At 26.1% G+C, this 24172-nt stretch carries 18 protein-coding genes and 2 pseudogenes; all 20 read right to left on the bottom strand.

Going from position 1 to position 24172, the window contains the following annotated elements; translation table 11 throughout:
• Positions 1–344: 344 nt before the first annotated feature.
• On the bottom strand, positions 345–1487 hold the full coding sequence (locus H8891_RS04450; protein ID WP_187005361.1) for a DUF4179 domain-containing protein: 1143 nt from the start codon (positions 1485–1487) through the stop codon (positions 345–347).
• 12 nt (positions 1488–1499) lie between these two features.
• Positions 1500–2018 carry a sigma-70 family RNA polymerase sigma factor gene (locus H8891_RS04445; RefSeq protein ID WP_187005360.1) on the bottom strand — a complete coding sequence of 173 codons (519 nt, stop codon included), beginning with the start codon at positions 2016–2018 and terminating at the stop codon, positions 1500–1502.
• Positions 2019–2699: 681 nt separating this feature from the next.
• Positions 2700–2834: a hypothetical protein gene (locus H8891_RS15440; protein WP_276510607.1), complete on the bottom strand. Its 135-nt coding sequence runs from the start codon at positions 2832–2834 to the stop codon at positions 2700–2702.
• A gap of 261 nt (positions 2835–3095) precedes the next feature.
• The gene (locus tag H8891_RS04440; protein WP_187005359.1) at positions 3096–5879 is read right to left on the bottom strand and encodes a calcium-translocating P-type ATPase, PMCA-type; all 2784 of its coding nucleotides are present in this window, start codon (positions 5877–5879) and stop codon (positions 3096–3098) included.
• Between the two features lie 198 nt (positions 5880–6077).
• Positions 6078–6851 (bottom strand): alpha/beta hydrolase, encoded by a 774-nt coding sequence (locus H8891_RS04435; protein ID WP_187005358.1) that lies wholly within the window; start codon positions 6849–6851, stop codon positions 6078–6080.
• Between the two features lie 17 nt (positions 6852–6868).
• Positions 6869–8143, bottom strand: a complete 1275-nt coding sequence (locus tag H8891_RS04430; RefSeq protein ID WP_187005357.1) for a chloride channel protein — start codon at positions 8141–8143, stop codon at positions 6869–6871.
• 349 nt (positions 8144–8492) lie between these two features.
• The gene (locus tag H8891_RS15680; protein WP_408637159.1) at positions 8493–8630 is read right to left on the bottom strand and encodes a MerR family transcriptional regulator; all 138 of its coding nucleotides are present in this window, start codon (positions 8628–8630) and stop codon (positions 8493–8495) included.
• Positions 8631–8876: 246 nt separating this feature from the next.
• On the bottom strand, positions 8877–10085 hold the full coding sequence (locus H8891_RS04420) for a sialidase family protein (protein WP_276510606.1): 1209 nt from the start codon (positions 10083–10085) through the stop codon (positions 8877–8879).
• A gap of 192 nt (positions 10086–10277) precedes the next feature.
• The gene (locus H8891_RS04415; RefSeq protein WP_187005356.1) at positions 10278–10943 is read right to left on the bottom strand and encodes an ABC transporter ATP-binding protein; all 666 of its coding nucleotides are present in this window, start codon (positions 10941–10943) and stop codon (positions 10278–10280) included.
• Between the two features lie 16 nt (positions 10944–10959).
• A complete protein-coding gene (locus H8891_RS04410) occupies positions 10960–13512 on the bottom strand; it encodes an ABC transporter permease (RefSeq protein WP_187005355.1) in 2553 nt (850 codons plus the stop codon).
• Between the two features lie 15 nt (positions 13513–13527).
• The gene (locus H8891_RS04405) at positions 13528–13920 is read right to left on the bottom strand and encodes a DUF3139 domain-containing protein (RefSeq protein WP_187005354.1); all 393 of its coding nucleotides are present in this window, start codon (positions 13918–13920) and stop codon (positions 13528–13530) included.
• A 10-nt stretch (positions 13921–13930) separates the two neighbouring features.
• Positions 13931–14515, bottom strand: a complete 585-nt coding sequence (locus H8891_RS04400; protein ID WP_187005353.1) for a hypothetical protein — start codon at positions 14513–14515, stop codon at positions 13931–13933.
• Positions 14516–14677: 162 nt separating this feature from the next.
• On the bottom strand, positions 14678–15523 hold the full coding sequence (locus H8891_RS15215) for an ATP-binding protein (RefSeq protein ID WP_243207762.1): 846 nt from the start codon (positions 15521–15523) through the stop codon (positions 14678–14680).
• A 530-nt stretch (positions 15524–16053) separates the two neighbouring features.
• A pseudogene (locus tag H8891_RS04390) lies at positions 16054–16765 on the bottom strand (LytR/AlgR family response regulator transcription factor).
• A 189-nt stretch (positions 16766–16954) separates the two neighbouring features.
• The gene (locus H8891_RS04385; RefSeq protein ID WP_187005351.1) at positions 16955–17188 is read right to left on the bottom strand and encodes a hypothetical protein; all 234 of its coding nucleotides are present in this window, start codon (positions 17186–17188) and stop codon (positions 16955–16957) included.
• Between the two features lie 150 nt (positions 17189–17338).
• Positions 17339–18622, bottom strand: coding sequence for a sensor histidine kinase (locus H8891_RS04380; protein WP_187005350.1), 1284 nt, complete (start codon positions 18620–18622; stop codon positions 17339–17341).
• Positions 18623–18693: 71 nt separating this feature from the next.
• Complete coding sequence (locus H8891_RS04375) at positions 18694–19407, bottom strand: LytR/AlgR family response regulator transcription factor (protein ID WP_187005349.1); 714 nt, start codon at positions 19405–19407, stop codon at positions 18694–18696.
• Between the two features lie 254 nt (positions 19408–19661).
• Positions 19662–20841 (bottom strand): annotated as a pseudogene (locus tag H8891_RS04370) (MFS transporter).
• A gap of 140 nt (positions 20842–20981) precedes the next feature.
• Positions 20982–22151, bottom strand: a complete 1170-nt coding sequence (locus H8891_RS04365) for an amidohydrolase (protein ID WP_187005348.1) — start codon at positions 22149–22151, stop codon at positions 20982–20984.
• Between the two features lie 249 nt (positions 22152–22400).
• Positions 22401–24023, bottom strand: a complete 1623-nt coding sequence (locus H8891_RS04360; RefSeq protein WP_187005347.1) for a PucR family transcriptional regulator — start codon at positions 24021–24023, stop codon at positions 22401–22403.
• Between the last annotated feature and the right edge of the window lie 149 nt (positions 24024–24172).

Here is a 24172-nt window from a genome sequence, read left to right as displayed (position 1 = left end):
CTTTTTTAAGGAGTAATATTAATTACATCCTTATCCTCTATGACTATTATTAAATATAGTTTGCAAGCTAGCTCGGACTCTAACCTTTGGTATTAGACAAAAACTATTTGCACTCTAGTAGACCGAGGATATCTAGTAGATTCATTATATTTAATATGATATTTTTTCAAATATCTAGTCCCAATCACTTCCAAAGATACTATCAAAAGGTTAGATATAATCTAGCTTTTGCCTAGTAAGTGTTGGTAGATAATTAACTTTCATTAACTATCTGATTATATATTAACCATTCTTATAAAAAATATACATATGATTTAAATTTAATTATACTTATAAAAGTTAACTTATTCCAAATCAACTCTAAAGCTAGATAAAGCTTTAGAGTTTTGGTCTTCATCAGTAAGATTTTTTAATACTAAAATATCAATGTATTTTGGAATTTCACCTAAATTAACCAATTCATTTATTTGAGTATAAATTTTGTTTTCTCCTTCACTACCCACAGACATTTGTAGTTCTCTTTTTTTATCATCCTTAACTATTACAAAGTTATTGTGAGGATTACCTAGAGATGGTTGAAAAGGAAGTTGTATTTTAATCTCAACATAAGTCTTAGATACATCTACACCTTTTAATATATAGTCCCCATCTTTTTTATTAACTTCTATATGTTTTTTGCCGTCATCTACAGATTTTATATTAAAATCAAAAAACCATCTTCCTTTAATCTTACCTGTAAAATTAGGATGTTTATATTTAGGAATACCAAAAGTTATTTTAAAATTAGCATCTTCTATACTATTATTAGGATCTAATTCTATTAAACATGTGAATTTAGCACTGTATTCATCAATAAATTCAATAACTCCAGGTCCATAGGAATAAGAGTTTGGTTCAATTTCGTTTATAGTCATTTTCAGATCATCTAAATACATATTTTTTTCACCATCTCCATAAGGCGAATCAGATATTGCTTTTATGTACTCACTTTTTTTAATAGGTTTATCTGTTTTTAATGTCATATCTAAGTATATTTTCTTTTTATCATACATTGCTTTATCTATAGTGATTTTTAAACCGTTGCTTTTACTTGATACATTAACAGTAGTTGCTATTAATTTATTTTTTTCGTTTTTTTTCTTCTCTTTTTCTCTTTCAGGATAAATCTCTGTATTAGACTCAATACCATCTTCATCATTAACAGATTTCTTGATTTTATCTAACATAGTTTGAAAATCAGATATATTTTGTATAATATTATCTGCTAAAGAAGGATTGATAACTCCAATTCCTACTACTATTATTGATATTAATGCAATAGTTGATATTAATATATTAATTTTTTTCATTTTTTTCTTTATTCTTTCTGATGAATTTAATCTATCTTGCATTTTTATTGTTAATTCTTCATTATTATTAACTTCCACTTCTTTATACTTATCTATATCTATTTTTATTTTATTGAAAACTTTAAACTTATCTATCATAATTTCACCCTCCTATTTTAAAATACTTTTGCGGATTTTTTTTCGTCCTCTAGACAATCTACTATGTAAATTAGTTACATTTGTATTTGTGTCTTTGGCTATTTCTTCTAACTTATATCCGTTTAAATAGTATCTAATAAAAAGTTCTTTATCTTTATCATTTAGACAGTTTAAAATTTCATTTATTTCTTCTTCTAATTCTAATCTAGCTAAGTTTATATCTATGTATGAAGTGTTAGAATCTATTTCTAAATTTATTTTAGATATATATTTTCTTTTGTAATCTATTGCTTTGTATTTTGCTATTGCACAGATCCAATTTTTAAAAGTACTTTCTTTACTATTAAATCCATCAATATTTTCCCATATTAAAAAAAGCACATCACTTATACATTCTTCCTCATAATCTATTAATGGATTAAGATGTGTACGAATCACTGATGCCAATAGACCACCGTAAGTGTCTATTAACATTTCCATTCCCCGTTGATTACATTTTTTGATATATTTAATTATCAATTTATCTTTCAAACTTGCACCCTCCCCCTAAAAACCTTTTACAACATTTAATACGAATTTTATCATAAAAAACTGACAAAAACTAAAATAATTTTTATAAAATTCTTATTATTTAATCAAATATTAATATAATTTTTCTTACACTATAAATACAAATAAAAAAAGCACTGATTTGATAGCCTAAAACTCCAAATTCAGTGCTTTTTTAAGGAGTAATATTGATTACATCCTTATCCTCTATGACTATTATTAAATATAGTTTGCAAGATAGCTCGGACTCTAACCTTTGGGTATTAGACAAAAACTATTTGCACTCTAGTAGACCGAGGATATCTAGTAGATTCATTATATTTAATATGATATTTTTTCAAATATCTAGTCCCAATCACTTCCAAAGATACTATCAAAAGGTTAGATATAATCTAGCTTTTGCCTAGTAAGTGTTGGTTTGACAGTTAAGTTTTATTAACTGTTTAATTATATATTAACCACTATTATAAAAAATATGTATATGATTTAAAAATATTATTTTTTATAGTCATCTGTTGTTTACTTCCTGATATAATTTCATTTGAACAAGTCTTTGTTAACTCTTTCATACATATTCTAGCTGTACCTTTATAATCTATAATATAATACGTAATTTTTATTATTTAAATTATTTTCTAATTCTTTCATAGCATTTATTGTACTTTAAAAGTATGTATCTAGTATATAAACTTTATCTTTATAACTAGAATTTTTACCTAATTCTTGTAATATTGTTAACTTATTTATAGTCAAATCTAAAAATTCTTTATCTAATCTAGTTTCTTCTATCTGACCCATAGAAGTATATGATTATAAAAACTTAGTAGATTAATAACTATCAATTTATTTTTACCATAATATACCAATAAGTTTATATTCCATAAGATTTAAGATAAAAATAAAAGCTAGTAATACAAACTAGCTCTTGTTTATCACAAATTTTTTAATTTATTATACGAAAAAAGTCTGAGGTTATCTAGCAATTTTACAAAACGTTAAAGCCCTGCTCTTTAGTCTTTACAGTGAAGGAAAATGCCATATAATCTCAAACTCATTATATTATTTATAAACTCTTCTTATATTTCTAACCATATGTCCTTGTTTTTTCATTACTCTAAGTATAAACTTAACTACTTCATTTAAAACAAGTACCATTGATGAAAGAAGTATTATTTTTATCCACATAAAATTGCTAAGTGCTACTGAATTAAAAAAGCTTCTAAAAACTTGTGTAAATAAAACTTGTACTATACCAGTTATAAAAATTACATACAATGCTAACTTATTCTTAAAGAAATTTGGTATTACACTGTTAAGGCCAAACTCACGACAACTTAGGGCATTAAACAATGCACTAAATGCGAAAACTGAGAATACTACTGTTCCTTGTTCTTCTGGAGTAGCGTTTAACACATTGAAAAATGATTGAAGGTTCACTATTGATATTATAAGTACTGCATTTATAATTATATTTACTAACATACCTTTTGCTATAATACTAGCCTTTCTTTTAATTGGCTTTCTTTTAAGAACATAATCTCTAACTGGTTCTAATCCTAAAGCTAATGCTGGTGGTCCATCCATTATTATATTTACCCATAATAGTTGTATCGTAGTAAATGGCATTTCCGTACCCATAATTTGAGATATTACAGCTATCATAAAAGCTACTATATTAACAGTAAGTTGAAACTGTATAAATCTTTGGAAGTTCTCATATATACCTCTTCCCCACTTTATACCATCAACTATAGTACTAAAGCTATCATCTGTCAGTATTATATCTGATGCATTTTTTGAAACCTCAGTTCCTGATATACCCATTGAAATTCCAACATCTGCTTTACTTAAAGCTGGTGCATCATTTATACCATCTCCAGTAACTGCTACTACTTCTAAATTAGCTTGAAGCGCTTGTACGATTCTCATCTTCGTATCAGGCTTAGATCTAGCTACAATAGAAATATCATTTATTTCTTCTCTTAATTCTTCATCTGATAATATATCTATGTAAGTTGCTTCTACTGCTTTTTTCCCATCGTCTAAAAGACCTATCTCTTTTCCTATAGCCTTTGCTGTATTTATATTATCTCCCGTAAGCATTTTCACCTTTACACCTGCATCATAGGCTATTTGAATGGATTCTTTTACCCCTTCTCTTAACGGGTCAACTATACCAACAAAACCTCCAAAAATTAAATCTCTGCCTCTTTCATAAATTCCTAAGTCTTCAGTGCTAGCAATTTCATCTTCATAAGTTAGCGCAACCTGCATAGATGATTTATCTATAGTTTTATAAGCAAATCCCAATGTTCTCATAGACTTAACTTGAAGCTTTCTAATTTCATTAAGTATATTTCTTTTTATTTGAGGAGTCAAAGTTACTATATCCTTCCCTTTTTGCATATATGCACATTCTTCTAATAAAACTTCTGGAGCTCCTTTACTTAAAAATACTCCATTATCCTCCATATTTATCAACGATGACATTCTCTTTTTATCTGAGTTAAAAGGAACTTGTGATACTAAATTAACTTCTTTTCTAAATTTGTTATAATCTTTATTTCTATGATATAAAAGTAATGCACATTCAGTTGCACTACCTATGTATTTGTAATCTTTATCCTCTTTTTCAATATCAGCAGTCGAGTTTACTATACAATTTTCTTCAAAGTAACTATTACTATGATACTCACTACTATCAATATATTTTCCATCTATATACGCAACTTCTACCATCATTTTATTTTGAGTTAAGGTACCAGTTTTATCAGAACAAATTACTGATACACACCCTATAGTTTCACAAGCTTCTTTTTTAGTTACCAAAGCATTTATCTTTGCCATCTTCTGCATAGTTATAGCCAATGTAATATTTACCATAGTGGGTAAACCTTCTGGTACAGTTGCTACAATTAATGCTATGCAAACCATATATGCTCCTTTTGCTGGTTCTAGTGATTTTAAAAATGGTATTATTCCTGAAGTATCTAATATTATTTCTCCATTTGCATTCATTTTCATAATCATATACATACATAGTAAAAATGCTACAATCCCTGAAACAATAGCTATTCTAGCTCCTAATTTTCCAAGCTTTAATTGAAGAGGAGTTTGGATATCATCATCACCTATATTTTGTGCTATTTTACCCATTTCTGTTTTATCTCCTATAGTTGTTACCACCATAATTCCTCTTCCATAGGCTACAAGTGTTCCTCCAAATACCATATTAACTTGTTTTGCTGGTATTGTATCTTGTTCTATTATTTCAGTTTTTCCATATACTACATCCATATCTACTATCTTCTCTGCATTTTTTAAAACATCTGCAGATTCGCCTGTAAGCATGTCCTCTCTTAACTTTAAGTTAATAGCCTGAATAAGCCTACCATCTGCAGGTATCATATCTCCACTTTCTATATAAATAATATCGCCAGGTACTAAATCTCTTTTGGATATTTGATGTATTTTTCCATTTCTTAATACCTTTACCTCTATATTTTCAGTTAATTTTGATAATGCTTGGGCTGCTTTTTTAGATTTGCTTTCTGTTGCTGCTCCTATGGATAGTCCTAAAATTATTGCTCCTAAAATTCCAAATGCATCATGAACTTCACCTACAAAGGCACTTATTACTGCAGCAGCTAATAAAATCAATATCATTGGCTCCATGATACTGTCACTTATTGATTCTATTAATGATTTACCTTCTTTGATTTTAAATTCATTGTAACCATACTTTTTCCTTCTTTCTTCTACCTCATTAGTGCTTAATCCAATTTCAGGATTTACTTTTAGATATTTTAAGGCTTCATTAGTAGATTTACTGTAATATCTCATACGCTCATCCCCTTCGTTAATTTGCTTTAAAACTTATATATTTATATGTTTTTATACTTATATATATTACAAATTTATTTATATTAAAAAAATACACTAAAAAAAGCACTGATTTGATAGCTTAAGACTTCAAATTCAGTGCTTTTTTATGGATTAATTAATTTAATCTTCTTATACTATATTAGGTTAAATAATATCTTATATATTTTCTTTGTAGAAAACATCTAATTTTTCAATAGCTTTTCTAACTGACTCTTCTTTATCGTATAAATCATAGTGACTTACACCTTCAAGAATGAATAAATCCTTTTTCTTTGAAGCCGCTTTATTATAAAGTTCATGACCATCTCTATATGAACCAAAAGCTCCTTGTACATCTCCAACAATTATTTGTAAAGGTTGAGTTAGTAAACTTTCTGCTAAATGAAAAGCATCAAAAGCTATTACTGATGCTACACTAGTAAAGTTTAACTTATTTGGAGAGTTAGGACTTTGACCTCTTGAAGTTGTATAATAATCAACAGCTTCTATAATGTCTATATCATTAATACCTGCTTGTTCTCTTTCCTCTTGATTTTTAGGAATCCAATTTGTAATCATTGTTTCATCCCCACGAGCTTCAGCAGTACGTTGCTTAGCAATTGCTTCTAATGTTTTTATAGGATCATTACTTTCACGATATACACGACCAATATTAGCACCAACAACTGTACCAATAGCTTTGATTCTCTTATCTGTCATAGCAGCATTTACTGCATAACCTCCTCCTGCACAAACACCTAATACACCTATACGATTTTCATCTACAAAATCAAGTGTTGTTAGATAATCTACTGCTGAGCGGATATCTTCAACCCTTGCAGCTGGTTCTTCAATATATCTAGGTTCTCCTTCACTTTCTCCTTGATATGATGCATCAAATACAATAGTTACATATCCTAGTTCAGTAAGTTTTTTGGCATATATTCTCAAGGTTGATTAAATAATACTTAAATCCTTATATTTTTAATGTTAGATATTTTATTTACCACTTTACTTTCAATATCACCAACCATTTTACCTATAGCTGCGGATAATACCAACGGTATTACAGTGTTAATTGGAAAGAAAAATATCAATAAAAATATAGCTACATACATATTTCCTATAGCCTTACTTGCAAGCCCTGTAACTATTATAGACAAACAAAAAACTGGATCTATTGAAAATAACTTGGACAATCCATAAGCTAGACAACTCCCAGAAAATATCAAAGGAAATATATGTCCACCTCTATGCCCTGTTGATAAACATATCTCTGTCAATAAAAGTTTTACTAATGATAATAGAATAAGCATATATGCAGATATGTTATTCCACTCAACAACTAATTCTCTTAATTCATGTTCTCCAGAAAATAATGTCCACGGAAAAATAGTTCCTAATATACCTATTCCTAATCCTCCAATTATTCCCTTTATTACTTTTTTATTTTCAATAGGTTTTAATATTTTATGTAGTACTAAAGCGTACATTTTGTATACATATGCAAGTAACATCGCTATAAAAATTAATGGTATAAACCACGTAATCTCTTTCAATCCAATATTACTTTGTCCAAATTTAACTATAAATGAAGGTCTATTATCAAATTTTGATAATAATATAAATACTAAAAAACCAGCTATCGTTGTTACAGTATAAACAATTGTTTTTATTTTCTTTATTACTTTTCTATTTTCTGAACTTTTTTCGCTTAGTGTATATATTCCAAATAAAGGTGCGTTAAATATAATCCCTGTACTAACTTGCATACTACATTCTATTAATTCATCTGAATACTGATTAACAACATTCTTTTTCTTAAATCGTTCTTTCATTTTATCTCCAACAAAGGTAATTACTCCTCCTACAATGCCTGATAGTGCAGCCTCTGGTCCAACACTTGCACCAAAGAATAATATTGTTAAAGAATTTATTATAGAATGTTTTACCGATTTATACTCTACTCTTTTATTTTTCTTAAACTCAGCTAAAGTTTGGTCCATATATTTTGGATATCCTCCAAAATATTTTTGCGTGATTCCGACTAAAATACCACCTATGCTGGCAACTATTAAAGTCCAATATTTTATATTAAAAAAATCTTTTAAAGTATGCCATATAAAGTGTATACCTATATTTACAATTCCTAAAAACGTCCATGTAAAAAGTCCTACAAATGCACCCATAAGTGCGCTATTGAGCATTAAAGCTAAATCTAACTTTACAATTTTTCTATCCAATGCTATTTCCTCCTTAAGTTGCTTTTGAGTAAAGTTTTCTTCTATATTATACTCTATATTATAAATGAAATATCATATTTTTTACTTTATATATTTCCTCTTGTCAAAATTCTTCAATAGACATAAAGCTATATTTATTATTGTACTTAACAATTTTTGTGATACATAGTTCTTCTTTATTTAAGTTTTTATATGATACTGTTGATCCTAATGTAACAGAAAATGGATATTTCTTTATCTAAATAGTCTAAGTGGTTTTTTATTTGGGATAATGCTTTTATTTTTTCTTCTACTATTTTTGATTGATTTCTTATATTTTGTACCATAAAATCTAGAGTAGCTTGTGAGCTTAAAATTTTTTTATTACATTTAGTGACATTCCTGTAGATTTAAACAACTTTATTAAATCTATGGTTGTTAATTGTTCTATGGAATAGTATCTATAATTATTTTCTTGATTTATATATTTAGGTTTTAGTAATCCAATTTCATCATATTATCTAAGTGTTTTTAATGAAATACTAGATAATTTTGATATTTTACCTATTGTAAAGTAGTTTTCCATAATAATCTCCTTATTTGTTAAAATTCAAATTAATAGTTATATAGATTATTTTAATATAAATTTTAAATAACTACATTATTATCTATAAATATATCAAAAAAACACATTGATTAAATTATCAATGTGTTTTCGCTTATTTTAATAGTTAGGATAAATCTGATAAATACTCTACATTTTATTATTATCAAGGGATAAATAATAATCGGTTAAATCTTTATATGCTATGTTACCGTCAGCTTCATAAAGTATACTTAACTTTCCATTATTGAAAGATAAACAAGAATATCCTCCACCACTTGGATTCCCATTTTCAGGATATGGAATACATAATTCTTTAACCCCTTTAGATAAATCATCAAAGTCAATCATATAAACAGTTATATTATCTCTAATATACCCACCTTTTGTATTTTTAGGTGCTGAAATAAATCCTAGCCTATGCCCATCTTTAGCAGTAACTTTAATAAATGAACCTTGGCATCCTGATCCATTACCAGTTAATATTTTGCCATGTAAAGGCTCATATACTTTCCATGTAGTTCCTAAATCATAAGATATATATGATGATCTATAATTATTTCCGTCATTTCTAGAACTCATAATTAAAGCTCCATCTAATTCAATTACCATGTTTTCAGAAGTTTTAGAATTAGGTACTTTGTTTCCCATAGTCCACGTTTCGCCATTATCTTTAGAATATATAACTGATGAATAGTAGTTATTAGCATTGTTTTCTCTTAGTGCAATTTGTATTGGCATTACTATTGTTCCATCAGACATTACAGTACCAGCTCCAACACCGCCTAACCATCCAATAGTATTACTTGGTTGATTTTTTATTCTTGCTGTATTTGTAGTTAGATCAATTTTGTCAGACCATGTTAATCCATTATCATCAGAATAAACCATTTGAACAGACCAGTCACTTCTTAATGAAGTTGTACTGCTTGCCCAATTTCCATTTTTATTCCATGATCCTGCAATTAATATTATTCTACCTGTGTCTGTAACAACAGTTGTTGAATCCATTACACGAGAATAAGTTGAGTCAACACGATCATTTTCCATTACTGTTTTATAATCCCATGTTTTTCCCCCGTCAATACTTCTAGCAGCTCCAATATCTATATATGCATGATCTTGAGCTCCATTATAACGAATATCTGAAAATGCTAGCATTGTGCCATCAGATAACGTTTGTAAGCTAGGTATTCTAAAATACTTTGCATTCCACATGTTATCACTTTTATTAAATACAGTTGTTTTATAAGGCTCATTAGTTGTGTTTAAATTACTTGCAAAGACACCATTGATACTACATAATGACAAAACAATTGCCATACTTAATACTTTTAAATTTTTAATAATTTTTTTCATAAGTTTCCCCCCTTAATTTAAACTTTTCCTTATATATCTCTTTACATATTAAGTATAGCATAATTTTGTTTATTTTTTGTCATAATAAATAATTCATATTTATATTTTTATTTAAAATATTATATGAAGATTAATATGTTTATAATTTACTACTTTAATTTTGGGCAACCCCACATAAACATCAACCTTATATTAACTTAAAATTTTACCATCTTTAATAGTTATAATTCTATCTGCCATATTAGCTACCTCGTCATTATGAGTTATCATAACTAGAGTTTGATTAAACTCCTTAACACACATTTTTAAAATATCCATTACTTCACCTGTAGTCTTTGAATCAAGATTTCCAGTAGGTTCATCTGCAAATATTACTGATGGTTTATTTGCAAGAGCACGAGCAATTGCTACCCTTTGTTGTTGTCCCCCTGATAATTCATTTGGAAATTTCTTAATTTGTGATTTAAGACCTAGTTTAATTACTAAATCTTCTATATACTTTTTATCTACCTTTTTACCACTAAGTGAAATAGGTAATACTATATTATCATAAACATTTATAACAGGTATTAGATTAAAGCTTTGAAATATAAATCCAAATTCATCTCTTCTTATCTTAGATAACTTATCATCATTTAAAGTATACAAATCTAAATCATCTATAAACACTTTGCCTAAGGTCGGTTTATCAAGTCCTGCCATACAGTGAAGTAATGTACTTTTTCCCGAACCACTTTGTCCAATTATAGCTGTAAACTTATGAGGTTCTATTTCTAAAGTTATTCCATCAATAGCTTTAACTTCACTATCACCTGTCCCGTATGTTTTTCTTAAATCTATAGTTTTTAAAGTTTTCATAACTTAACCTCCCAAATTAATCATTATCTTTTATTCCCTCAATAATACTCATATTTTTTAACTCCCTACTGCTTGTAGTTATTGCTATAATACACACAGTAACTGATAAAGCAAAGAATACTATTGATTCTTTAACTGGAAATATAAAATCCATAAAGTGCTCTATTCCGAAATTTGTATAAGCGTTGTTATTCCAATTTACAAATTTAATTAAGTTTATCATTGATGGAATTAAAGCTATTATGTTGCTTAAAATTGCATATGTTAATGCTTCATAAAGAACCATTTTCTTCATATTTTTAATGCTCAATCCTATTGCCCTAAATGTTGAAATTTCTTTTTTTCTCATTAATAAATTTGTTCTTATTGTACAGAATACATTAATTCCTGCTATTATTAAAACTAATGCTATTGTTGATATTTGAGACTTATAATACTCTCTACTAGAATCTATCCCTCTTTCTCTAAAATTAAATCTACTGTCGAATCTAGATAAATGAATATTATTAGAAATTTTTTCTATTTTCTTATTTACATTCTCATCATATGAATCTTTTAAATTTATACCTATTTTAGTATATTTATCTTTACCTGTAAGAGCTATAGCATGATTTTGAGATGTTATAATTTCAATACTATTACCACCATCTCCATTAGACATCCAATTTGGTGTTAAAGTTGCACACACTCTTACCTTATTTTCTTTATATACAGTTTCACCATTCTCTGTAGTTTGAACTTTTACTGTTATGATGTCCCCTATCTTTAAATTTTTATAAATTTCTTTATATGTATGATCTGTAACTATATCATAAAAATAATTATATACTGCTACATTAATATAACCATCGGTAACTTTTCCAATGTCTTTTAAACTTCCATCTTGTATGAAATCTTTTATATTTTTATTTAAATCATTATTTTCATATAATTTTAAAGTAAACTCAGCTTCCATATTATCTTGTTCTTCTACTCCAAAATATTTTGGAAATTCTTTATTTACTTCATTCTTTTTAAAATCAAACAACCCACTTACTATTTGCATAGATTCTATGCTTTTTACTCCATCTATATTTTTTATCTTATTTATATCACTATCTATATATTCTAAATTATCTACATCTGAAATTGATGGAATAAACTGCATTGTTATATCATATTTATTGTATATATCTTCGATTTTATTATTTACCTCAAACTGCATACTTGAAAATGTAGTTAAATATACATATCCTCCTAGTGCAATTGATAACATAGATATAACTGCTCTAGTTTTATTTCTTCCAATATTTTTAATCCCCATATACCCATAAAATCCAAATATTTTATTTAGAACCTTACTTAATTTATAACTTTTGCCACTACTTTTCATCTTGTCTGTTGTCTTTGTAGATTCAATAAGTGATATATTTCCAATCTTTATAATAGGTAAAATACATGAGATAAGTACAGAAATTATACCTGTTATTATAGACGTCATAATAATTCCTTTACTTACATATAACTTTGGTTTAATTAATGCTTCTTGATATAGTGAAAAATTGTATTTGCTAATTCCTACATATGAATATATAACCCCAAATACTAATCCAAGTGTTATACCTAAAGCCATTATAAATAAGCCTTGATATATTATAATACCTCTTACACTTTTTTTACTTGAACCTATTAATCTAAGTAAAGCAGTTTCTTTTATTGTCTCATTTAGAGTAATATTAAAGATATTAAATATTAAAATAGCTGATGTAAGTACAATTAAAATTTGAGTTTGAATAACTTGAGGACTATCAAGTCTTTGTTCTACTTCCATTGTATTTTGCATAAGTAAAATATTTGGTGTATAGCTATTTTTCCCTAAGTCATTTCTTTTCGTAATAGTTTTAATCTGACCATTAATATTTCTCCATCCACTTTTTAAAGTTACTATACAATCATAACTAATTGTACCTTCTGGTATAATATTGTTATTTTCGCCATCTCCATAAGTAAATGCTTCAAGAATTAAGTTCATATCATAAAATTTTTGTGGCTTTTCTATAATTCCTACAAGTTTAAATTTTTTATCTTCAGTGTATATGTTTTGATTTCCTTGTGAGTCTTTATATTTCTTTTTTATTTTTAAATCTATATTAGAATTTAACTTATCAGATATACCCATCGCTTTTAAAGCTTTCTTTTCAAGTACTATCTCATCGTTATTTTTAGGAAGCCTTCCATTTATTAATTTATTTAACTTACCTTTTACATAGTTTTCATCTACTGATTTTAACTGAAATGAATTTCCTTTTTTATCTAATACATTCCCTAAGTTTTGTACTGTACTAGTTTTTAAAACACCCTTGTCGTTTTTTAATTTTCCAACTTCCTCATAATTTAAATCATTAAATTCTGCATGATATCCTCCATAAAGTTTATTTACGGCATTTAAATCATTTTTAGTTTGAGATTCTCTTACTGTACGTGTCCCAAATGTTAAAGCTACTCCTAATGCTACTGCTAGTATTAAAAGTCCCGTTCTAAGTTTATTTTTTCTTAAATATGCTATTGATAATTTTAAGTATATTCCCATAAAACCCCCTCTTTTTTATAATTTATTTAAATATGTTGGAGGATACTTTACCTTTTTTAAATCCTCTCTTTCTAATCGCTTATTATCATTTAAATTATAAATTTTTAATACAACTTTATTTATTTTATCTAGAGCATAAATTTCATCACTATAAAAATATTGATATTCATGCTCCGAATCATCTTTATAAATTACCTTATAAAGAATTCCATTATAACTTTCTAATTTTGATTTTTCTTTTGTAATTTCACTTATATCATCTTTTGAAACTCCTTGTTTTATCATATATTTATTAATATTTTCCTCAGCTTCCTTCCAGGGCTTAGAATAATTATTATATATAAATAACCCTATAAGTCCTATAATTACTATAATTAATGCTAATAAAATAGCTTTATATTTTTTCATATAAACCTCCTTATTTTAATATAAATTCATCCTTAAATCTTAACTCTAAAATCTTGGTTTTCTTATCAATTTCTTTAACTGAAATATGTATATCACCCATATCAGGAATTTCTACAATACCTTCACCTTTATTAACTACATTTTCAACTTCATTAAAAAATTCCTTTTCAGTTAAATTAGTATCCGTTAAAGACTTAAATATGTTATAAATTGCTTTAACAAACTTATCATCTTTTGATAAGTTTTCATCCTTTAGGTAGTCCTTAACACAATGAATAAATAGTATTTCCTTATCTTTTTTCTTATCTAAAGTTACAGAATAATTTAAAACTTGCTTAGGTTGTTCTTTAGAATATTCTAAATTACCTAAAGATAACACAAAACTCCCATCTGGTTTTTCTTCAGCCACTCGAAGACCACTATCTTTTATAGCTTTTGAAATCTTCTTTGATAAATCTTTTTTAATCTTTGATACTTCTGTTGTTGTATAAGCTTTTTTATCCATATCAATTGTAGAAGATTCACAGCCCACCATAAAAGCTGAACTTATACTTGTAGCTAATAATATAGCTAGTATAATTTTTTTTACTTTCATATACATTTTCCTCCATTATTTTAATTTCATAAATTTATTAATTACCTTTGTATTTCAAAGCTTTATAGCCATTTAATCATAAAAAATAAGGACATTACCTTTTTCTATTAAAAGATAACATCCTTATTTTTTAGACTCAATACATATGCCCCAACTAGCACCTTAATCGACCCAACTGTCAGTATTTTGATTAAGTGGTATGCATATATTTATTATAAATTTATCCTTCTCATCTTCAAATAATAATTCTCCATTATATTTTTCTAAAGATGATTTAATACTTTGAGTTCCTATTCCATGTACAAACTTGTCCATTTTATCTGTTATTAATTTATTTTTCTTAAACTTAATATTATTAACTTTGCTGTTTTCACATTTAATTACAAAATATAATTTTGATATAGTTCCCTTAATTCTAATATACTTTTCAATATTTTCATCATGTATTTTATCACAAGCTTCTATTGCATTATCTAAAATATTAGCAAATATGCTTGATACATCTATAGGTTTTATAAAATTAACTTTTGAAAAGTTTATATCACAAATAAACTTAATTCCTTTTTTAGTGCATATATCACTTTTTTCATTGATTATAATATCTAGTATCATATTCCCTGTATTGTAATTATCTTTAAAAGATTTAATTTCATCTTTTAAATTACTTATGTATTCACTAACTTCTTTATTATTATTTTTAAGATTATCTATACAGCAAATATGATTATTTATATCATGATAAAGCTTTTTAACCTTCATATGAGAATCTTGAATACTTAGATAATGTTCATATTGCATATCTAGCTTATTTTTCATAAGTTCATATTGAGTTTTTTTCTTATTTTCTTTTACTATTTGTCTAAATAATAATATAAGAACTATACTACTAGCCACTACTAACTTTGGAGTTAAAAGAAAATCAAATACATAACGTTCTGAATATAAACTTAAAAATCTCTCAAGTTTGTAAAATATATAATTTCCAACTATACTAATTGAATTAACCATTAAAGCAAATATCAAATATATATAATTTCTTTTTTCGCTATCAAATAATTGTAACCGATTATTAAAAAAAGCAAATATCAAATATATAAATAAAATAACCAAGTTAGTGTATATATCAACTTTTAATTGTTCAAAATTAGATACTAAAAGCGCTTCTTTTGATGATATAATATACCCTGTAATTAAAAAAAATAAAATTCTCTCTAATAGATAGCTTTTAATCAAATCGTAATATACATTAAATAAACAAAAGAAGGTTATATATTTAATATATCTTATCTTATAAAAATACTTATAGTAACCTCCAAAAGCTATAAGTACTAAAGCATTAAATAAATAATTTCCATTTTTAAAATAACTATAACTCCCTTCTATGTTAGACAATAGAGCTATAATATAAATTAAAAATAATAAAATATAAAATACAGTTTTTCTATAGTCCTTTCCATCTTTTTTATAAACTAATATGCTATTAAATATAGTAAAGCGTATAACTATTGATAAAACTAATAATAAATTAGTCATAAAATTTAACATATTGAATCACCAAGAAATTTTAAAAACTTCTCCTTAACATCTTTATATCTATATCTACTAACAGGTACTTCTTCTCCACTTTCTAAAATTGCAGTGTTTAACTTTATATTTTCTACATAACTTAGATTAACTAAAAAGCTTTTATGGCATCTTACAAATTTGCCTAGCTTTAAGTCTTTTTCTATTTTTTCTAGGCTATACCTTACATCAAAAGTCTTATTTATTGTATGTATTAACATATTCTTTTTTTGAACTTCTATATACTTTATTTCATTTGATTGAATCTTGTATGTATTAGACTTATTTTTTATTAATATATAATTGTTTTTATTTTCAATCTCTTTGATACATGTTAATACATGTTTTTTTAATTCCTCTAATTCTATAGGTTTTAATAGATATCTATAAGCTCTTACTTCATATCCATCTTGAACATAATCTATTAAAGAAGTTATAAAAATTATCTCCATTTTATTATCTACTTCTCTAATTTTTCTTGCAGTATCCATCCCATTAATTTGTCCCATTTGTATATCTAAAAGTAATATATCTATTTCTTTTTAAATTACTTTCAAGTAACTCTTCTCCTAAGCTATATTTTTGTATTTCATATTCTATATTTATATTTTTTAATATATTGTGAAGATAATTTTCTATTAGACTTTGTGTTTCTTTTTCATCTTCACAAATCGCTATCCTAATCATAAGTTCCCCCCTATGCCTACTAGTTTATATATTCAAATATGACTTTATACCTTATGTTTTAGGATAACATTTCCAAACTATTTTTATCAATACTTAAATCTAATTTATGCTTTTTAACTCTTTAAATAAAAAACAGGACATTGTCTTTTAAAGTTAAAAGATAACACCCTGATTTTTTAGTTTCAAATTCTATTGCTTTTCTTTAAAAGCAACTATACACTTAAATAATGCTACTATTGAAATTATACATAGTATTCCTAAATTCACTAATTCCATTAAAAGCCATATATCTCCACCAACTAATTTTATAAGAGACATATTATAACTATCAGCTAAAAACTTATAGTGAAAAAATAATCTCCCTGATAACATTAAACTCGTTAAACTTAATAAAAATATAACAACTGAACTTGCTTTTTTCATATCACATACTCCTTATAATCGATTTTAAATTTTAGTATTTATTATAATAATGGGTGTTACCTTTACAAAAAAAAGTAACACCCCTGTGCTTTATGTTCAATATATACGGTGTAAGTGGTATTTATATAAGCGCAACTGTCATGTTTTTTATTACTTAATCTTTAGTGGTATATATATTTTTAATGTAAATTTATTTTTTTCATCTATAATTTCCATATCTCCATCATACTTTTTTAGAGATTCTTTTATACTTGAAATACCTATACCATGAAGAAATGAATCCTTTTTGCTACTAATTATTTTATTATTTTTTATTTTGATTTCATTTGACTTGCTATTTTCACACTTTATCACATAATAAGATTTAACTATAGTTCCTCTCATATTTATATACCTATCATTTTCAACTTTTTTACACGCTTCTATTGCATTATCTATCATATTTACAAATATAGCTGATACATCTATCATTTCTATAAAATCACATTTTTCAAAGTTTATATCACAAAACAAATCTATATTGTTTTTTATACATTCTGAATGTTTGTCACTTAAAATTATATCTAATATTCTGTTCCCACTATCAAATGTACTCTCAAAGCCCTTAAGCTCTTTTTTTATACTGTCTATGTACTCATTTATATCTTCACTTTCAATTTGCTTAATGCAAGATATATGGTTATTAATGTCATGATGTAATTTTCTTACTTTCATTTGAGATTCTTGCATATTTAAATAATAGTTATATTGCATATCTAACTTATCATTGATAGCTTTTAGCTCTGATTTAGATTTCATACTTTTTATTAACTTATTTATAACTTTTACTAAAAATATATTGCAAAATATCATAATTACTGGTACTGTATTTTGAATTACCTTTATAAAGCTAGATAATCCAAAATTCACCTCATAGTTTGTGTAATTGGGCAAATTATTCGCAATAATGTTATATAAATCTAAAATAAGATTTCCACCCACAAATATAAAAAATATACTTGTAGCATTTATAATTATGATTAAGCCAATATACAAATAGTATTTTTTATTTATATCTAAGTCTACAATTTTATTAAAATATTTGATAAATATTATCAATATAGTATTTACTACTAAAAACTTAGCTAACTTATACCTTAATGCAGTATAAGTTATTATTAAGTCAAATACTCCTTCTAGTAATAAAAAACTTACCACATTCTCAAGTATAATATATCCAAATGAAAATACCATACTATAAATCAAAGAATCTTTTATGGAAATTTTAAATAAACTTTTGCATAATAAAGATAGTATTACGCCTTGAAAAATACAATACTCTATTTTTATAAATTCAATCTTTGGAAGTAGCAATATTAATATTATAAGTATTGATACTAATATGTACTCCCACTTTTTTATAAGGTGTTTCCTATCTGTTAATTTATTTATCATTAGATAAAATATTCCAAGGTAAAGTATAGAGTTTATAATATATATTATTGATAAAATCAAAATTTCCCTCATTATAATACACTTCCTATGTAGCTTAAAAATCTGGCTTTTGTTTCTTTGAATCTATAACGACTTATAGGTACTTCATCTTTATTTTCAAGGATTGCTATGTATTGTTTTATATTTTCAATATAACTAATATTAACTAAAAAACTTTTATGACATCTGAAAAAATTATATATACTTAACTCTTTTTCTATTTTATCTATACTCATTTTTATATTATAATCTTTATCTATAGTATGTATTGTCATATCTTTATTTTGAATTTCTATATATGTAATATGACTTATATTTATTTTGTAAACATCATTTTTTCCATTTATCACTATGTAGTTCTCTTTCTTCTCGTTTATTTCTTTTATACATGATGTCAAATGCTTTTTCAAATCATCAAACTTTATTGGTTTTAGTAAATATCTATATGCCCTTACCTCATACCCATCTTGAATATATTTTACTAGTGATGTTGTAAATATTATTTCCACTTCTTTTTTGTCTATTTCTCTAATTTTTTTAGCTATTTCCATTCCATTTAGTTTGTCCATTTTTATGTCTAGTAAAAATATATCTACATTTTCAGGATAGTTTTCAAGTAACTCTTCTCCTGAGGTAAATGTTAGTATTTCATAGTCTTTTGTTATTTCTGTTAATATTTTATCTATGTATTGTTTTAAAATTTCTTGTTGTTTTAGTTCATCTTCACATATTACTATTTTTAACATTACGTCATCCCCCAATTGTTATCTGCTACTTACTAAAGTTAATTATATATCAAAAATGCAATATAATTCTAGTTGTATAGCTTTATAAATTATAATTTGAATAAATTTGTATTAACGTAAAAAAGACATTGATTTTTTAATCAGTGCCTTTTCGTATATTTAAATAGTATATATAAATCTCAAGTATCACACCAAAAATTAAGCTTCAACATTAGGTTTGATACTATAGATAAAAAATCGTCTGTAATTAAGATTTATTTTTTATCATATATGTTTTGTGCATTTGTTTCTTTTGTGAAAAACGAAGCCACAACACTTACAGCTATTATCATAATTAAAACAAAGTATGCCTTTTCATAACCAACCAAAGGTGTATCTTGATAACTATCTAAAACCTTACCCATAATAACTGGAACAACAGCTGCACCTAAAAATCCTACACAGTTTACAACACCTGTAGCCATACCTGAAAGTCTTCTGTCATTTACCTCATTTCCCATTGTCCAACACATAGTAAATGCTGATGAAACAAATCCAAATATAAATAAGAATGGAACAAGTATATTAATAGGTATATCAACATATACAAGTGCTATCCAGCATAATAAAGTTAAAGTTCCTGCAATAGTTAATGGTAGCTTTCTACTTTTAAAATAATCTGAAATTTGCCCAAGTACTAAAGAACTTACAAGTGCACCTGATATAGTCACTATAACATAATTTGCTGATTGTACATTTGTTAAACTGTATTTTTCTATTAAGAATGAAACTCCGTATGTACCCATAAATACAGTATATGCTGTCGATAAACCGAAATATGCAATAGATATAACCCAAGTTCTTTTGTTTGATAAGATTGATTTTAATGCTGGCATGACTTTTATATTAGATGAATCTAGCGGTCTATTCTCAAGTTCATCCATTCCTGGAAGCCCCATATCTTTTGGATCATCTTTAACAAATATAAGGGTTAAGATTGTGAAAAATACCATTGCTACTCCCATAAAAATAAAAGTATTTCTCCATCCAAATTTTGCTGAAACTAGTGCTAGTGGAGTTTGTGCTAACATCGATCCTAAATTTGCAACTACTCCAGATAAACCAACCATTAATGCAAAGTTTTTTGAATAAAACCAACGCGACTGTATTTTTACCAAGCATATAAATACAACAGATACCCCCGATTCCTACCATAAAGCGCCCTACATAAGCGACATTTATATTAGGTGCCATACCAAAAGTTATAGAACCTATTGCAGCTAATATAGAAAACATTGATACTGTTTTTTTAGGACCTAGTTTATCAGCAAGTATTCCTGATGGTATCTGCATAAGAAAATATGCGTAAAAATACATTGAACCTATATTTGCATACTCTAGTGCTCCAATACCAAATTCATTTTGTAAATCATTTTTTACAACACCAACACCCATACGATGAAATGTTACAAATATATATACAGATGCTAATATTAACCAAACTACCCACCTATATCTTTCTATCTTCTTAATGTCATTATTCTTAACTCCAACACTTTTTAATCCCATTGAATTATCCCCTTATAAAATTATTTTTAGTTTTTATTTAAAAAATCTAAAGCAAATTGAACATGTAGTGCTGTACCATACTTAAAACAATCTTCATCTATTTTAAACTTTTCATGATGTGGATAGTAAATACTATCTTTCTCCTTATTGTTATATCCAAGATATGCATATACTCCTTTTGCATATTTTAAGTAATAAGGAAAATCCTCTGATCCCATTAGTTTAGGCCCAGATACGGTTTTTCCCTCACCAAATACTTTTTTAGCTGAATTCTTTGCAATAATTGATAATTCTTCATCATTATAAAGACTTATTGCACTTTCCTCTACATTTACATCAACCTTAATTTCATAAGCCTCTGCAATTGCTTTTGCATGTCTTTTTATACTTTGGTGAATAGTTTCTCTAACTTTAGGGTTAAAGTATCTCATTGATATATCAAGATTTGTATATTTAGGAATTATATTAGCTTTAGTTCCTCCTATAAACTTTCCTACTGTAAGTACTACTGGCTCTTGTGGATCAATATTTTTAGTTGCTATTGCCTGTAATCCTGAAACAAAAGCACAAGCAGGATAAATAGTATCTTTTGCAAGGTGTGGAGAAGATCCATGTCCTGATACTCCTTCAAATTTAACATAAATAGTATCACAACCTGCCATTTTATATCCTGAATCAATATTTACAAATCCAGTTTCAAGATCAGGCATACAATGTAGTCCAAAGCAGGCATCTACTCCATCCATTCCTCCACCTTTTATGATTTCTTTTGCTCCTGTAAAAGTTTCTTCTCCTTCTTGGAAAAAGAATTTAATATTTCCATTTATATCATTTTTCATTTCAGAAAGTATTTTTGCTGCTCCAAGAAGCATTGCAGTGTGAGCATCATGTCCACAAGCATGCATCAATCCATGTGTTTTTGATGAAAATTCAACACCTGATTCTTCTATTATAGGAAGTGCATCCATATCTGCTCTTAAAGCTATAGTTTTTCCATCTTTTTTTCCATTTAACATAGCTACCACTGATGTATTTCCTACTTTTTTATAAGGTATTCCCATATTTTCAAGTTCTTTAATAACCATTTCTTGAGTTTTAAATTCTTTTCCACTTAATTCAGGATACTTATGAAATTCTCGTCTTAAATTAATTACATATTCTTCAATATCTTTAGCTTTGTTTAATATTTCAGACATTTAAACACCCCTTTAACTTATTATCATTTTTTAACATTATTTTCTTTGATTTAATATTATCAGTTAAAGCAAACTTACATCAACGTAAATAATTTTCTTATATTTGACAGATATTATATAAATGAATAAATTTTCATTTTACTATAATGATCAAGAAATTTTTTTCATACTATATTAATTATATTTACAAAAAAATAAGATATCCGTATCTATTACGAATATCTTATAATAATTTATTTATTTTCTTGTCTAATAAAATAAATTAAGTAAAATTTCTAATTTCAACCTATTCATAGGATCTTCTAAATCTATCTTTAGTAAATAAGTAATATCCTCTATTCTTTTTCGAACAGTATTTATATGTAAATATAAATTTTTAGCAGTAAGACTAAAGTTCATCTTACATTCTAAATACACTTTTAATGTATGTATATATTCTTTATACTTCTCGTCCTTTAATAAAACTCTAATATCTCTTAACATAATGTTAACTTCATCATCTTTTATATCCATCCAAGCAAAAGCTCCTAAGTTTGAATAAGAACAAAACTCTTCTTTAGGATATAAAAGTTTTCCAATATTAATAGCTTTCTCTGCCCTCTTATGGCTTTTCTTTGTTTCATAAATAAAGTCTGGAATATCTGATATACCAAAACTTAGTTCTAAATTATCTATTTCTAATTCCAAGCGTTTTTTTAAATTAGATAACTTTTCTTTTATAAACTTAATATTTTGTTTTTCTGAAAATCCACTATTTTCTTTAATTAAAAATAAACAACTATTATCATCTACAAAAGATATTTTATAATCTTCAAATCCAAAAGCATTTCTTGTACAATTCTTTAAAGTTTCTCTTAGTCCTGACAAGATAACTTTCTCGTTAGTTTGCTTCATTACAATAGTATAAAATTTATTATTTATACTAATATTTAGATCATTAGCTATATTTATTATATTGTCTTTGTCTTCTAGTTTGCCATTTAAAATATTTTCTATGAATTTTTCAAATTCACTATCTTCCATAATTTGTTTAACAAAAATTTGTTCATATAACTCTTGTATTAATAAAAATCCTATTCTTAAAGAAAATTGGTCAAAATAATCAATAAGACCTGTGGCTTCAATAACAACAAAGTATGCTTTTACTTTATTATCTATAGTTATAGGAACTGTTATCCAACTAAATGGAGCTTCATATTTACTATCATAGAACCTATATCTTGACATTTTTATATCTTTGCACAAAATCTCTTTACTATAATCAAAAGAAGGTCTCCAAAAGTCTTCTATATTTAAATCCTTAGAAACTTCTTTAAATTTATTTGAACTATAATAGGCCTTATTGTTTGATAAATCATAAAGCATTGCGGAAAAATTCATTTCATATTCAACTGCATTTAAAATTTTATTAATTTTTCTAACTTGATACGATAAATCTAAAGACTTATTAGAATTTATTTCCTTAATGTTAAAACGATTTATATTTTTATTCATTACTGTAACATTTAAGGCATTCATTATATCCATCCAAGAATCTTTGTATGGAATATCTATTAAAGGTATTTTATGTTTATTAAAATGTTCAATAATATTTTCAGGTATTTCTTTTAAAAATCTCCCCAATTTAATTCCAAAACAAGCTGTTCCTTTGAAGTGTTTAGAGTTAATGTATTCTTCAAATAGATTTGGATTTTTCATAAAAACATAGCCTGAACTAATTACAAACTCTTTCTCTCTTGACCAATGAAATCCATCATCAGCATCAAGTACAGTTACCCCTTGAATTTGATTGTTTAAACCATTTTTGCCTGCTAAAATTTTGTATTCTTTAAAAAACTCTGCCTCAAGCATTTCTTTAACTGATATACCCATACTTCACCAACCTTAGACATTTAAATAATATTAACTAAAAGTATAGTCCTTTTATATATTGATTATATACTAAATTAAGATAATTTTCTTATAATTTAAAAATACTACTATAAAATTATAGTAGTATTTTTCGTAGATTTAAATATTAG

The sequence above is a fragment of the Paeniclostridium hominis genome, from assembly GCF_014306135.1.
Classification (GTDB): Bacteria; Bacillota; Clostridia; order Peptostreptococcales; family Peptostreptococcaceae; genus Paraclostridium; species Paraclostridium hominis.
This window is presented reverse-complemented; position numbering and strand designations above follow the sequence as displayed.

What these genes read in the sequence shown, in the direction of transcription:
- H8891_RS04450 (WP_187005361.1), bottom strand. Translation starts at nt 1,487, where the DNA reads ATGATAGATAAGTTTAAAGTTTTCAATAAAATAAAAATAGATATAGAT.
- H8891_RS15440 (WP_276510607.1), bottom strand. Translation starts at nt 2,834, where the DNA reads ATGGGTCAGATAGAAGAAACTAGATTAGATAAAGAATTTTTAGATTTG.
- H8891_RS04440 (WP_187005359.1), bottom strand. Translation starts at nt 5,879, where the DNA reads ATGAGATATTACAGTAAATCTACTAATGAAGCCTTAAAATATCTAAAA.
- H8891_RS04420 (WP_276510606.1), bottom strand. Translation starts at nt 10,085, where the DNA reads ATGAAAAAAATTATTAAAAATTTAAAAGTATTAAGTATGGCAATTGTT.
- H8891_RS04415 (WP_187005356.1), bottom strand. Translation starts at nt 10,943, where the DNA reads ATGAAAACTTTAAAAACTATAGATTTAAGAAAAACATACGGGACAGGT.
- H8891_RS04410 (WP_187005355.1), bottom strand. Translation starts at nt 13,512, where the DNA reads ATGGGAATATACTTAAAATTATCAATAGCATATTTAAGAAAAAATAAA.
- H8891_RS04405 (WP_187005354.1), bottom strand. Translation starts at nt 13,920, where the DNA reads ATGAAAAAATATAAAGCTATTTTATTAGCATTAATTATAGTAATTATA.
- H8891_RS04400 (WP_187005353.1), bottom strand. Translation starts at nt 14,515, where the DNA reads ATGAAAGTAAAAAAAATTATACTAGCTATATTATTAGCTACAAGTATA.
- H8891_RS15215 (WP_243207762.1), bottom strand. Translation starts at nt 15,523, where the DNA reads ATGGTTAATTCAATTAGTATAGTTGGAAATTATATATTTTACAAACTT.
- H8891_RS04385 (WP_187005351.1), bottom strand. Translation starts at nt 17,188, where the DNA reads ATGAAAAAAGCAAGTTCAGTTGTTATATTTTTATTAAGTTTAACGAGT.
- H8891_RS04380 (WP_187005350.1), bottom strand. Translation starts at nt 18,622, where the DNA reads ATGATAAATAAATTAACAGATAGGAAACACCTTATAAAAAAGTGGGAG.
- H8891_RS04375 (WP_187005349.1), bottom strand. Translation starts at nt 19,407, where the DNA reads ATGTTAAAAATAGTAATATGTGAAGATGAACTAAAACAACAAGAAATT.
- H8891_RS04365 (WP_187005348.1), bottom strand. Translation starts at nt 22,151, where the DNA reads ATGTCTGAAATATTAAACAAAGCTAAAGATATTGAAGAATATGTAATT.
- H8891_RS04360 (WP_187005347.1), bottom strand. Translation starts at nt 24,023, where the DNA reads ATGGGTATATCAGTTAAAGAAATGCTTGAGGCAGAGTTTTTTAAAGAA.